Origin of the sequence: Umezawaea tangerina (assembly GCF_003002815.1) — a bacterium.
GTDB lineage: Bacteria > Actinomycetota > Actinomycetes > Mycobacteriales > Pseudonocardiaceae > Umezawaea > Umezawaea tangerina.
In genome coordinates this window covers 159,943-172,511 of record NZ_PVTF01000010.1, presented here as the reverse complement: position 1 = coordinate 172,511, position 12,569 = coordinate 159,943, and the positions used below count along the sequence as shown (strand labels likewise).

Sequence of the window (12,569 nt, the reverse complement as noted above, 5' to 3'; positions counted from 1 at the left end):
CAGGCATGGCGAGCACGCGGCTCTACCGCAAGGGCAGGTTGGAGGCGTCCGACTTCGACCTGGACCAGGTGTCCGACCACCTCCAGGACCCGGACGCGGTGGTGTGGGTGGACTTCCACTCGCCGAGCCAGGAGGACCTGGCCACGATCGCGCAGGAGCTGGGACTGCACGCGCTCGCCATCGAGGACGCGCTGGCCAAGCACGAGCGGCCGAAGTTCGACCAGTACGACGGGCACTCCTTCCTGACCGCGAAAGCCGTCCGGTTCGACGACGGGGTCCTGGCCCCGACCGAGGTGTCCGCGTTCATCACCGACCGCGCGCTGGTGACGGTCCGGGACGAGTTCGACTTCGCGGACGTGCTGAAGCGGTGGGACGAACCGGGCGACCTGTCCGGCGTCGGGGTCGGCTTCCTGCTGCACGGGCTGCTGGACTCGATCGTCGACGGGCACCTGGCCGCCGCGCAGAAGCTCGACGACGAGATCGAGGACCTCGAGGACGTGCTGTTCGAGGAACGCCCCGACCACAAGGGGATGCAGCGGCGGGCGTTGCGGCTGCGCAAGAACCTGGTGATGCTGCGGCGGGTGGAGCTGCCGATGGCGGACGTGGTGGGGGCGTTGCTGCGGACCGACGACACCATCGTGACCGACGAGCTGAGGCCGTACTTCCAGGACGTCAACGACCACGTGCTGCGGGTGACGGACTGGACGGAGTCGTTGCGGGAGATGACGACGACGCTGCGGGAGACGCAGCTGACGGCCCAGGGCAACGTGATGAACATGATCATGAAGAAGGTGACGAGCTGGGCGGCGATCATCGCGGTGCCCACGGCGATCACGGGGTTCTACGGGCAGAACCTGCCCTATCCGGGGTTCGAGAGGGCTTGGGGGTTTTGGGTGTCGACGGCGGCGATAGTGGCGCTGTCGGGGGTGTTGTACGCGACGTTCAAGAAGAGGGACTGGTTGTAGGTCTATTGTGGAGGGTTGGGCGGTGTCGGGGGGCGCTGTGGGGGCCGTGGTCTCTGGGGGTGTCGCTGCGGGGGGCTCCGGGGGTGTCGCTACAGCGGACCCAGGTGCGGTCGGCTTGACTTGGGGCCCCTTTTTTGGGCTTCGTCGGGCGAAAAAGGGCAGGTGGCAGAGCCTGCCCGCCGACTCATTGTAAGCCCAAAAACCCCAAGTCAAGCCGACCGCACGAGCGGACGAGCATGCTCGCTTCCAGCGTCGCTGGGGGCTTGTGTGCTGCTTCCAGCGTTGTTGGGCGACTTGCCCTTTGGTTCCAGCGTCGCTGGGTGACTTGTGTGCTGCCGCCAGTGTCGTTGGGTGACTTGTCTTTGGTTCCAGCGTTGTTGGGTGGCCGGGTCGCGGAGTCCATTGTGAACTTACAGCCAGCCGTGGTCGCGGGCGGTGGTGGCGGCTTCGGTTCGGTTGCGGGCGTTGAGCTTGGCCATGGCGGTGGAGAGGTAGTTGCGGACGGTGCCTTCGGCGAGGTGGAGGCGGTGGGCGATGTCGGTGTTGGAGGCGCCGTCGAGGACTTCGCGCAGGAGCTCGCGTTCGCGGTCGGTGAGCGGGTCGGCGGAGTCCCAGGCGGCGACGGCGAGTTCGGGGGCGATGACGCGGTGGCCGGCGTGGACCTCGCGGAGGGCGTCGGCCAGTTGGGCGATGGGGGCGTCCTTGAGGACGTAGCCCAGGACGCCCGCGTCCATGGCGCGGCGGAGGTAGCCGCCGCGGGCGAAGGTGGTGACGATGAGGACTCGGGTGGGGTCGTCGCGTCTGCGGAGCTCCGCGGCGACGTCCAGGCCGGAGCGGCCGGGCATCTCGATGTCGGTGAGCAGGACGTCGGGGCGGTGTTCGGTGACGGCGGTGAGGGCCGCGTCGCCGTCGGAGACGGCCGCGACGACCTCGATGTCCGGTTGGAGGTCGAGGAGGGCGGCGAAGGCGCCGAGGACCATGCCCTGGTCCTCGGCGAGGACGACCCGGATCACGTCGCCACCCGCAAGGGGACGGCGATGGTGACGGTGGTGCCCTCGGTGGCGGTGCGGTGGACGCGGCCGCCCAGAGCGGCGATGCGCTCCCGCATGCCGGACAGGCCGTTGCCGTCGGCTCCGCCGCCGACGCCGTCGTCCGCCACCACGACCCGCAGCTCGCCGTCGACGGCGTGGATGCCGACCTGGCACGTGCGGGCGTCCGCGTGGCGGGCGACGTTGGTGATCGCCTCCCGGACGGCGAGGGCGAGGGCGTGTTCGGTGGAGCCCAGCAGGGCGAGGTCGGGGTCGCGGCGCACGTGCAGGTCGACCCCGGTGCTCGCCAGCGCCCCTCGGGCGGCGTCCAACTCGGCCTCCAGGCTGGCCTGCCGCCAGCCGCTCACGGTGGCGCGGACCTCGCTGAGGGCGTCCCGCGCGGTGCGCTCGATCTCGCGCACCTCGGCCCGCGCCCGCTCGGGGTCCACGGCCACCAGTTGTTCCACCAGCTGCGCCCGCATCACCACGGCGGTGAGCGAGTGCCCCAGCAGGTCGTGCAGGTCCCGCGCGATCCGCTCCCGCTCGGACACCGTGGCCAGGTGCTCGATCCGCGCGTTCTCCATGCGCAGCTCGGTGTTGGCGCGGGCGCGGGCGGCCTCCGCGATCTGCACCAGCCCGATCACCCAGATGAACAGCACCGGCGGGACGACGTTCCACAGCCGGTAGGGCATCGGGGTCGCCGAGAGCACCCCGAACACCAGGGTCAGCGTCGTGAGGAACCCGAACCACCTCAACGCCGTCCGCCGCGTCTCGGTCAGCCCCGCGCACGCCGCCGCGTAGACGAACAGGACCGCCGCACCCGCGTTGAAGTGCACGGCGAGCACGCCGAGCACCGTCGCGGGCACCGTCAGCCACCACCGCGCCTGCCACGGGCGCAGCAGCGACATCGCGTACATCGGCAGGAACGCCACCACGATGAACGCGACCAGCGCCCAGTCCCCCGCGTCGGCGGTCGGGTCGAAGATCGGCTGGAAGGCGGGCAGACCCAGGTACACGAGGTGCACCCAGGTCCACACGCGCAGGCGGGATGTCGTCATGGTCGAGCGGAACGATAGGACAGACCGGCCAGTCCCGCGCTCACGACCGTCATGGCGACCAGCACCAGCGCGTGCCCGAGCACCCCGTCACCCGGCTGGAGCTGCGCCAGCGCGAGCTGGGCCAGGTGGTAGGGCGGCAGGAACGGCGCGACGTGCGAGAAGAACGCGGGCAGGAAGGCCAGCGGCATCCACAGCCCCGAGAAGATCGCCGACGGCATCAGCAGCGCGTTCAGGATCGCCGCCGCCGCGTTCGTGCTCGCCCGGAACCCCACCGCCAGCCCGAGCAGCGCGAACGGGAACGCGCCCAGCAGCAGCACCACGACCAGCCGCGCCATCTGCCACGGCGTCGCGCTCAACGACCCCGTCGCCGCCGCGGCCGCCGCCATCGCCACCAGCACCCCCACCGCGTACGGGAACGACGCCGCCACCTTGGCCGCCAACGTCACCCACACCGGCACCGCCGACACCTGCTTCGCCCGCAGCCACCCGCGCTCCCGGTCCTTCGCCACCCCCATGCCGGGGTTCATCAGCGTCACCGCCAGCACGCCGAACGTCCCGAAGGTCGCCAGCATCCCGCTGTTCTGCCGCCCGAACATCGACACGAACAGCACGAAGAACCCCACCGGCATCACGATCGAGAAGAACAACGCCGTGGGCTCGCGGACGATACCCCTCAGATCGTCCACGAGCTCCACGACGAAGACCCGCCCCAGACCGACCGGTCCACGCTCCCGGCCGACCGGCCGCCCGACAACTCCCGACGCGCTCACGCCACAGCTCCTCTGCAGGTCACATGTCCCGCACGCCGCGCGCGCGAGTAGGACGTCACCAGACCGCCCAACGGTTCCCCGGTTCCACCACCGGAACCGGAAGTCGGGCAGACCGACCGGTCTGGTGTGGACGGACGAGTGCGCACCGGTCGGTCCGCGGAGCGCACCCTCACACCCCCGCCCCGATGCTCACCACGGCCTCCTCCAGCCCCGCCTGTTCCACCCGCAGGTCCCCCAACCCCGGATCCGCCGCCAGCAGCACCCTCAACACGGCCTCGGGCTCGCGGGTCCGCAGCCGCACCCACCGCCCCTCCCGCGTCATCGACAGCACCCCCGGCACCCCGGCCAGCACCGAGTCCTCCAACGAGGACGTCGCCACGATCGTCCGGTCCGGCAGCACGGCGACCAGCTCGTCCGGTGTCCCCGACGCCAGCACCCGCCCCTTGTCCACCACCACGACCCGGTCGGCCACCCCGGCCGACTCCTCGATCAGGTGCGTGGTCACCAGCACCCCGACCCCGCGGGCGCACCGGGCGGCCACGATCCCCCAGAACGAGCGGCGGGCGGCGACGTCCAGCCCGACCGTCGGCTCGTCCAGCACGAGCAGCGCCGGGTCGCCCACCAGCGCCATGGCCAGCTGCAGCCGCTGCCGCTGCCCGCCGGACAGCTTCACCGCCCGCCGCCCGGCCAGCTCGGCCAGCCCCAGCTCCGCGAGCACCGGCCCGGCGGCGGAGCGCGGTCGTCCGGCCCGCACGGCCGCCCCCACGACCAGCTCGCGCACCTTCAACGTCGTCGGGAACCCCAGCGACTGCTGCACCACGCCCAGCTCCCGCCGCGAGGCCGCGGCGCGCGGGTCGCCCCCGACGATCGCGATCGTCCCCGCCTGCCTGGCCAGCAGGCCGACCACCAGGTTCACCAGGGTGGTCTTGCCCGCCCCGTTGGGCCCGAGCAGCGCGACGCACTCCCCCGCGCCGACCCGCAGGTCGACCCCGTCGAGCGCGACCGTCCCGCCGTAGCGGTGGCGCACCCCCTGCACGTCCAGCACCGTCGTCATGGACACCAGCCTGGGGCAGGACCAAGTGGTCCAGTAGTGCCCCGACGTCACCGATCCCGGATGACAATTGTCAACCCGCAGGTCACGAAGATCCACAGTGGTCTAACGGGGAGGACACGGGTCTGCATCGTAAAAGGAAACCCGCGAATCGAACTGGTAGGAAGGAGTGGACGGGATGCGAATTGGACCCGCTGTCACGACCACGATCCGTGGATTGAACTCCGAAGTAGCAATAAATAAAACTTGGTCGATCCTTAAATAGACTTTAAATGCCCTAATCCGGGGCTGTGACGGAAGATCACGATCCGTGACATCGCTGGCGAGGACATGCCAAGGAATGGGAAGTCCGGGACTCTCCGTCACCGAGGTCGTACAGTGCCATGGCCTCGGTGATCCCGGGGCTGCCGACACCCGTCGACAACCGCGGAGATACCGATGAACGACTTCAGGGTCCGCCCCTACGCCCTCACCGGCGGACGAACCCGCTCGAACGTCACGTTGGACATCGAGACCATCGTGACCACGAACGACGAGGTCGAACGGGATCCCATGACCGACACCCTGGAGCACCGCACGATCAGCGCGCTGTGCCGGGACCCGCACTCGGTGGCGGAGGTCTCCGCACGTCTGAGGCTTCCACTGGGGGTGGTGAGGGTCCTGCTGGCGGACATGTCCGACCTGAGCCTGATCACCGTGCACCGCAACGAGGGGGTCAGGGACAACCGGCCGTCGACCGCGCTGATGGAGAGGGTCCTGGCGGGGCTGCGCAACCTGTAGGACTCAGGTGGGCATGTTCAGCAGGGTCGCACCACTGCTGTCGCGCACCACGAACGCGGCGATCTCGTTCCACCGCATGCCAAGGCCTCCGTCCAGCTGGACGGGGGCCTTGTCGCCGTTCAGCGCGGGTGCGCCGACCAGCCACGTCGTCACGGGCATCGTGCCCCCGTCGCGCGTCAGGGCGACCAGCTCGCACCGGCCGGGCCCCTTGGCGCCCTCTACTTCGAACTCGATGGACGTGCCCCACGCCTCGGGACGGGCGTGGATCTTGGCCTTGAGCCCCGTCTTGGGGTCGGAGCGGCTGAGCTCCTGGAACACGTCGGTCTCGTTGTTGGCCACCGCGGACTGCTTCGGCGGGCTCTGCGTGTTCTGGGCCACGTTCGAGGTGTTGCCGCTGCCGGAGGTGAGCTTGACGGTGGCGGCGGCGGTGCCACCCATCAAGAGCACGGCGACCGCTGCGGCCGCCAACGCGTAGTTGCGCCTCTTGCGCCCGCGGTCGATCGACACCGAGTCCAACATCGCGCGAACCGAGCGACCGTCGGGGCGTTCCCCCGCGGTCCCCCGAAGGAGTCCTGCCTGGTCAGCCTCGTCCAGAAGGTCGGGCAGAACGGCGAAGTCCTTCAGGTCCAGCGCGCACTTGCGGCACTGGGCGAGATGGTTCTCGAAGGCGTCGACCTCGTCCTCGTCGAGGACACCGAGGACATACGCCGCCACGTCGATGTGGTCCGGCAGCGCTGTCACCTGGTCAGCCCCGATCCTGCAGTGCCCGCCGAAGGGCGCGAAGTGCGTAGTAAACCCTGGACTTCACCGTACCCGCGGGTACGCCGAGCACCTCGGCGGCCTCGCCGACGGTCCGGTCGCGCAGGTACGTCTCGAGAATAGCCTCCCGGTGCTCCTCGGTCAGGCCGCTCATCGCTTCCGCGACCACGATCGCGGAGAGCGTGCGGTCCGCCTCGTCACGCACCGGAGCCTCGTCCGACGGCGTCAACTGGGACTCCTGGGGTCGCACGCTGCGCTTGCGCCGGTCGTCGATGACCAGGCGTCGAGCCACCGTGAACAGCCACGATCGGAGCAGCACCGGGTCGCGCTCGAGCTTCTCGGCGTTGCGCCAGGCTCTGACGAGCGTTTCCTGCACGATGTCCTCTGCCCATTGCCGGTCGTGACCGGTCAACCGCATGGCATGTCCCAGCAGGGGACTACCGAATTCTTGGTATAGCCGTCGGATCAGTTCGTCTTCCAGACTTCCGTCCGGTTGCCACATCTGATCACGCTCGGTTTGCGTACGTCTGTGCCGCGCCACGTCACGCATCTTGGCTTGAGTTCGCCTTCTAGTCGAGAGTTTTGGCGGAAGAAAAGTTTTCGAATCGTTTGTGAACCTTCATCCAGGCCGGACCGTACTCCTAGGTATCCGCCACATTGGCCTGGGGGCACCTCCAGCCCATTAGGCCGATCGGCGGATCCGGACAGGAGAGAAGGGACCCACGTGATGCGAAGCCGACATGTCAGGCGGCCGCTGCTGCTCGTTCCCGCAGCCGCCGCCCTCGTCCTCGCCAGCGCGTGCGCGGTGCCCGCCGCGACCGGTGGGCCCTCGACCGACCCCGGCTACGACGCCGCCCCCAACGGCAACGCCGCGGGCACGGCGGGCGGCACGGGGGAGTCCCCCAAGAAGGGCAGCGCGGGTGGCGAGACCACCCTGCAGCTCTCGGCGACGGAGTCCAAGGACGTCGGCTGGTTCGTCGCCGACCGGGACGGCTACGCGCTCTACCGCTACGACAAGGACACCGCGAAGCCCCCGAAGTCGGCCTGCGAGGGCGACTGCGCGAAGACGTGGACCCCGGTCCCCACCAGCTCGCACACCATGGTGAGCGGCGTGGACCCGACGATCGTGGGCGAGGTCGTCCGCGCCGACGGGACGAAGCAGGCGACCCTCGCCGGGTGGCCGCTCTACCGGTTCACCGGCGACAAGGCCCCCAGCCGCACCAACGGCCAGGGCAAGGGCGGCACCTGGTGGGTCGTCACCCCCGAGGGCGGCAAGGCCCAGTCCGCGACCGGCGCGGCGACGACGCCGACGACCGGCGCGGAGGGGTACTGAGGTGACCTTCGTGTCCCCCAAGCGGTTCCTCGGCGTGCTGCTCGCACTCCAGTTCTTCCTCGCGGTGGCCGTGACCGGCACCGCGACCGCCGCCGAGCCCGGTCAGCAGACCCCGCTCGGCGTGATCACCGAGTCCGACAAGGACCTGCTCGTCAAGGTCCGCCAAGCGGGCTTGTGGGAAGGCCCGATGGGCGAGGAGGCGCAGACCCGCGCCGAGGCCCAGCGGGTCAAGGAGGTCGGCGCCCAGCTGGCCAGCGACCACCAGTTCCTCGACCAGCGCGTGACGAAGCTGGCCGAGCAGATGGGTGTGCCGCTGCCGTCGGTGGCCAACCCCAACCAGCAGTCGTGGATGGACGAGCTCCGCGGCCTCAACGGCGCGGCCTTCGACCAGACGTTCGCGAACCGGTTGCGGGCCGCCCATGGCCAAGTGTTCGGTGCTATCGCTAAGGTTCGAGCCGGCACGGGCAACGAGGCCATCCGGGAGTTCGCCCAGATCTCCAACAACATCGTGCAGAAGCACATGACGCTGCTGGAGAGCACCAACCTCGTCAACGCGCAGGGACTGGCCGACCCGGTCCCCGCGGGTGGCATGGCGGGCATGGGCCCGAACGGCGGCGATCCGGCTCTGGCCGCGCGGTCCGGGTTCCTCGGTGGACTGCTGTCCTCCGACGGCCCGAGCCCGCTGATGATCGGCCTCATCGTCCTGGTGGGAGCGGTCGTCACGACCGCCCTGCTGCGCCTGACGAAACCCAGGCATTCGGTGAAGTGACCGAAGCCGTGCCGGGGTGCGAACCCCGGCTCCCCGCGAACGAGGAGGGAGGTGGTCCGAGAGGACACGACGACTTCCATCGCGGAACTGTTTCCACCCGCCCGTCCGTCCTGGCGTGAACACTCCTGCACGCCAGGGCGGGCGGGTACCGCCCCCGTCCCCCGAGCTGTCTCCACCCCGCCGTTTTCTCGGAGGTTCCACGTGTTCAACCAGGTCCCGCTCCTGCTCGCTCAGGCAAGCGCCGACCAAGACGCCGGAGTGAAGAGCGTTGCCCAGCTCTCGGCCCGTCTTGCCTACGCGACCATGTGCGCGACCCTCGCCTGGGGCGTCCTCATCGCCACCGGCTGGGCCCACAAGATCACCGGCACGCAAGGTCTCCGCAACACCCACATGGTGCTCGCGACCCTCGCGCTGGCGTTCGGCAGCCTCCACGCCTTCTGCTTCACCATGTTGAAGACCATCGACTTCGGACTGATCAAGGTCCTCTTCCCCTTCGTGAACGGCGGCCTGCTCCGGCACGCGCTCGGCATCGTCGGGCTCGAGCTGATGATCGCCATCGCCTTCACGGTGGGTCTGCGCAAGAAGGCCCTGTACCGCAAGTGGTTGCGGTTCCACCAGATGGCCTACGTCGCGGTGACGATCACGATCGTCCACTCCTGGTTCGGGGCCATCGCCAACGGGAACCTGGCGATCCTGTGGCTCGCGGGGCTGACGATCTTGATCCCGACGGCTACGATCGCCATCGCGAGGTTCCTGCCGGCGGAGATCCTCATGCGACTCGGGATGATGGAGCCCGAGCCGGGCTTCGAGCCCGAACCGACCGGCGGCGGAAACGCCATGGATGTCAGCGTCGACAACCACCGGTGCCACAGGTACGGCGTCTGCCAGGCCGAGGCACCGGAAGTGTTCCAACTCATCGAGGACAACAGGTTGACCTACGAGCGCAGGCCTTCGCCCGAGCTGTTCGCGAAGGTCCGCACGGCGGCCAGGTCCTGCCCCATGCGGGCGATCGAACTGCGGGAGCGTGTGCGGTGAAGGCGGAGGAACGGGTAGTCATCGTTGGCGGTGGCCTGGCGGGGCTGCGGGCCGGGGAACGCTTGCGGGAACTGGGCTTCAACGGCGAGCTGATGATCCTGTCGGCCGAGAAGCACAAGCCGTACCACAGACCGGCGCTGTCCAAGGAAGTCATCACGGGTGAGCTCAACCCCCGTGAGCTGGGGTTCAAGATCAGTGACGAGATGGGCGCGACCTGGCGGCTGGGAGTGCCCGCCGAGTCGTTGGACACGAGCAGGCGCATGGTGGGTCTCCCCGGCGGGGAGGAGGTCCGCTACGACGGCCTGATCATCGCGACGGGCGTGGAGTCCCGGCACATGCCGGGCGCTCCCCGCCAGGACGAGCGGGTCCACGTGCTGCGGACCGTCGACGACGCCATCGCGATCCGCAACTCGATCGCGACCACGCAGGGCCTCGTCGTCGTCATCGGCGGCGGCCTGATCGGCTGCGAGATCGCCGCCTCGGTGCGCGGCATGGGCCGCGACGTGGCGATCATCAACCGCAGCAACACGCTGCTGGGCGGCGCGACCGGCAAGGTGATCGGCGACTACGTCACCGACACGCACCGCGCCAAGGGCACCCGGCTCGCGCTGGGCGTGAAGATCCTGCACTGGATGCGCCAGGCCAACGGCATCGCCATCCACCTGTCCGACGGCCAGGTGCTGTTCGCCGCCGTCGTCGTCCTCGCGGTCGGCTCCGTGCCCTCGGTGTCCTGGCTGCGCGGCTCCGGTCTCGTCCTCGAGGACGGGCTCATGTGCGAGCCCAGCTGCCACGTGGTCGGCGGTACGGACATCGTGGCCGCCGGTGACGTCGCCCGCTGGCCCAACCTGCGCTTCGGCGGCGTCCAGCGCCGCGTCGAGCACTGGCTCAACGCCGTGGAGATGGGCCGCGCCGCGGCCGAGAACCTCCTGGTCGGCCGGGACAGCTCCCGCCCGTACACGCCGGTCCCGCGCTTCTGGACCGAGCAGTACGGCATGCGCATCCAGGGCGCGGGCCTGGCCTCGCTGGCCACGGACACGACCACGCTGTCGCAGCCGACCGGCGACCACCGGACGATCACCGGCTTCATCAAGGACGGCAAGCTCGTCGCCATGGTCGCCCTCGACTCCCCCGGTGCCCTGATCCGGCTGTCGCCGCAGCTGTTCCAGCAGAACGGCATCACCCGGCCCGAACGCACCCAGTTCGTGCCCCAGCCGCAGGTCGCGCAGGAGCAGCAGGTCCCGATCGCTCCTCCGGTCCAGCAGCCGGTGGCCGAACCGCCGACCCGGTACGCACCGCAGCAGTCCGAGCCCCAGTACCAGGCTCCGCCCGCCGCGCAGTTCGAACCGGAGATCGACGTCGACCCGGCCCAGGAGCGCGAGCTGGAGGCCGCCATGGCCGAGGCCTTCCTGCCCCGCAGGAGCCAGGGCCCGACCATCCGCTCCAGGTCCGGCGGCCAACCGCGGCTGCTGGTCCGCTCCGGCGGTGGCGGCGGCCGCAGCAGCGCCCGCCCACCCAGGTAGTCAAGAGGACCCGGAAGGCCGGGTGCCGTGTGGATGTCCACACGGCACCCGGCCTTCCGCCGTTCCGGCACAGGACGACCACCCGCCGGGCGGGTCCGTCCACGGCGGGTGGTCCCGTGGCACCAGCGCGACAGCCGACCTCCCCGGTGCCGGCACTGTTCACCTGCCCGACCTGTTGGGGTAATGACCGGTCCTCAGCATTCCGGGGAAGACTTGCCGCCGAACAGGCGAACGACCTCGGGGAGTTGTGGTGTCAATGCCGACGAACAGGACCGGTGTCACCGTCGTGGGGATCCCGGCGCGCAACGAGGCGACGACCGTCGCCGCCGTGGCCCGCGCCGCGGACGCGGGCCTGCGGGCCGCGTTCCCCGACGGCGGGAACGTGGTGGTGCTGGCCGAGAACGGCAGCACGGACGGGACGGCCGAGCGCTTCGAGGACACCGAGCTGACGGTGGGGAAGGTGGTCGTGCGGTCCAGCGGGATCGGCACCGGCAAGGGCACCAACGTGTTCGAGATCCTCGACCAGGGCGCGCGGCTGGACGCCGACCGGGTGCTGCTGCTCGACGCGGACGTCCGGTCGACCGAGCCGGAGTGGATCGACCGGTTGGCCCGCGCCGTGGACGGCGACGAGCCCGCCATCGCGGTGCCCGCCTACCGGCGCAACAGGTTCGAGGCCAACACCACCAACCACCTCGCCAGCCCGTTGCTGGCCGCGGTGTACGGGGTGCACGTCCAGCAGCCGATCGGCGGCGAGTTCGCGTTCAACCGGGCGTTCATCGAGCGCGCCCGCACGTGGGCGCGGCCCGCCAGCTCGTACCTGTACGGCATCGACGTCTGGCTGACCGCCAACGCCCTGCGGGAGAACCTGCGGGTGGTCGAGGTGCCGTTGGGGCGCAAGCTGCACAACTCGCCGTTCCCGAAGATCCTGCGGCTGCCCCAGCAGGTGCTCGACTCGTTGTTCCACGTCCTGCTGACCACCGACGAGGTCCGCCCGCCCGCGCCCCGCGAACCGGTGGCCCGTGCCGCGATCGACAGCGCCTCCGTGCGGCCCGACCCGGTCGTGGTCGCGCACGTGACCCGGTCGGTCGGCCGCTACCTCGGTGACCACTGGAGCGGGGTGTGCGACCTCTTCCCGTCCGCGCGCGACCTCCAGGCGGCTCCGTGGGGGCTGCGGGTGGGCACGGACGAGTGGCCGGAGCTGCTGGCCGACGCCGTGGCCGGTGTGGCGCACGGCGACCTGGAGACGACCAGGGACCACCTGGTGCCGCTGTACGTGAACCGGGTGCTGACGTTCTGGGAGGAGATCGAGGAGCTGGACGGCTCCCAGATCGACGTGCTGCTCGACCGGCAGGCGACCGAGACCGTGCGGGCCCTGGGGTCGCGTTCGATCGCGTTCGGCCGAACGGCGGAGCACGCCGTCTTCCACGAGAACCACTGGGTGGGCTACAACGACGAGTCCGAACAGCCCCTTGGCTGGAGTGTTCCGGCCTGACGTAACGCC

Annotated in this window: 13 protein-coding genes; 7 read left to right on the top strand and 6 right to left on the bottom strand. The window is 70.1% G+C overall.

Annotated features, from left to right (window positions below):
* The first annotated feature begins 5 nt into the window (after positions 1–5).
* Positions 6–965 (top strand): magnesium transporter CorA family protein, encoded by a 960-nt coding sequence (locus CLV43_RS31345; protein ID WP_106191645.1) that lies wholly within the window; start codon positions 6–8, stop codon positions 963–965.
* Between the two features lie 410 nt (positions 966–1,375).
* Here the strand turns inward: CLV43_RS31345 and CLV43_RS31335 are convergent, their stop codons facing one another.
* The 4 genes from CLV43_RS31335 to CLV43_RS31320 form a co-directional block, all read right to left on the bottom strand.
* Positions 1,376–1,978, bottom strand: a complete 603-nt coding sequence (locus tag CLV43_RS31335) for a response regulator transcription factor (RefSeq protein ID WP_106191643.1) — start codon at positions 1,976–1,978, stop codon at positions 1,376–1,378.
* Positions 1,975–3,051, bottom strand: coding sequence for a sensor histidine kinase (locus tag CLV43_RS31330; protein WP_106191642.1), 1,077 nt, complete (start codon positions 3,049–3,051; stop codon positions 1,975–1,977). The genes CLV43_RS31335 and CLV43_RS31330 overlap by 4 nt, the downstream gene beginning before the upstream one ends.
* The gene (locus tag CLV43_RS31325) at positions 3,048–3,821 is read right to left on the bottom strand and encodes an ABC transporter permease (protein WP_342749822.1); all 774 of its coding nucleotides are present in this window, start codon (positions 3,819–3,821) and stop codon (positions 3,048–3,050) included. The genes CLV43_RS31330 and CLV43_RS31325 overlap by 4 nt, the downstream gene beginning before the upstream one ends.
* A gap of 169 nt (positions 3,822–3,990) precedes the next feature.
* Positions 3,991–4,875, bottom strand: a complete 885-nt coding sequence (locus tag CLV43_RS31320) for an ABC transporter ATP-binding protein (RefSeq protein ID WP_106191944.1) — start codon at positions 4,873–4,875, stop codon at positions 3,991–3,993.
* A gap of 435 nt (positions 4,876–5,310) precedes the next feature.
* Here CLV43_RS31320 and CLV43_RS31315 point away from each other — a divergent pair, with 435 nt between their 5' ends.
* Complete coding sequence (locus CLV43_RS31315; RefSeq protein WP_106191640.1) at positions 5,311–5,652, top strand: DUF742 domain-containing protein; 342 nt, start codon at positions 5,311–5,313, stop codon at positions 5,650–5,652.
* A 3-nt stretch (positions 5,653–5,655) separates the two neighbouring features.
* On the opposite strand, the gene CLV43_RS31310 is transcribed toward CLV43_RS31315, so the two are convergent.
* On the bottom strand, positions 5,656–6,393 hold the full coding sequence (locus CLV43_RS31310) for an anti-sigma factor family protein (RefSeq protein ID WP_106191639.1): 738 nt from the start codon (positions 6,391–6,393) through the stop codon (positions 5,656–5,658).
* Between the two features lie 4 nt (positions 6,394–6,397).
* Positions 6,398–6,961: a sigma-70 family RNA polymerase sigma factor gene (locus CLV43_RS31305; RefSeq protein ID WP_106191637.1), complete on the bottom strand. Its 564-nt coding sequence runs from the start codon at positions 6,959–6,961 to the stop codon at positions 6,398–6,400.
* 177 nt (positions 6,962–7,138) lie between these two features.
* Here CLV43_RS31305 and CLV43_RS31300 point away from each other — a divergent pair, with 177 nt between their 5' ends.
* From CLV43_RS31300 to CLV43_RS31280, 5 genes are all read left to right on the top strand, one after another.
* Positions 7,139–7,744: a hypothetical protein gene (locus CLV43_RS31300; protein ID WP_106191636.1), complete on the top strand. Its 606-nt coding sequence runs from the start codon at positions 7,139–7,141 to the stop codon at positions 7,742–7,744.
* Between the two features lies 1 nt (position 7,745).
* Positions 7,746–8,513, top strand: a complete 768-nt coding sequence (locus CLV43_RS31295; RefSeq protein ID WP_106191634.1) for a DUF4142 domain-containing protein — start codon at positions 7,746–7,748, stop codon at positions 8,511–8,513.
* Between the two features lie 51 nt (positions 8,514–8,564).
* Entirely contained in the window at positions 8,565–9,548 is a 984-nt protein-coding gene (locus CLV43_RS31290) for a ferredoxin (protein ID WP_245887125.1), read from the top strand.
* Positions 9,545–11,068, top strand: a complete 1,524-nt coding sequence (locus CLV43_RS31285) for an FAD-dependent oxidoreductase (protein ID WP_170156096.1) — start codon at positions 9,545–9,547, stop codon at positions 11,066–11,068. The genes CLV43_RS31290 and CLV43_RS31285 overlap by 4 nt, the downstream gene beginning before the upstream one ends.
* Positions 11,069–11,324: 256 nt before the next feature.
* Positions 11,325–12,560 (top strand): glycosyltransferase, encoded by a 1,236-nt coding sequence (locus tag CLV43_RS31280; RefSeq protein ID WP_106191630.1) that lies wholly within the window; start codon positions 11,325–11,327, stop codon positions 12,558–12,560.
* Positions 12,561–12,569 lie beyond the last annotated feature (9 nt).

Coding starts and splice junctions, on each gene's coding strand:
- CLV43_RS31305 (WP_106191637.1), bottom strand. CDS start 6,961: ATGCGTGACGTGGCGCGGCACAGACGTACGCAAACCGAGCGTGATCAG.
- CLV43_RS31345 (WP_106191645.1), top strand. CDS start 6: ATGGCGAGCACGCGGCTCTACCGCAAGGGCAGGTTGGAGGCGTCCGAC.
- CLV43_RS31300 (WP_106191636.1), top strand. CDS start 7,139: ATGCGAAGCCGACATGTCAGGCGGCCGCTGCTGCTCGTTCCCGCAGCC.
- CLV43_RS31280 (WP_106191630.1), top strand. CDS start 11,325: ATGCCGACGAACAGGACCGGTGTCACCGTCGTGGGGATCCCGGCGCGC.
- CLV43_RS31320 (WP_106191944.1), bottom strand. CDS start 4,875: ATGACGACGGTGCTGGACGTGCAGGGGGTGCGCCACCGCTACGGCGGG.
- CLV43_RS31315 (WP_106191640.1), top strand. CDS start 5,311: ATGAACGACTTCAGGGTCCGCCCCTACGCCCTCACCGGCGGACGAACC.
- CLV43_RS31330 (WP_106191642.1), bottom strand. CDS start 3,051: ATGACGACATCCCGCCTGCGCGTGTGGACCTGGGTGCACCTCGTGTAC.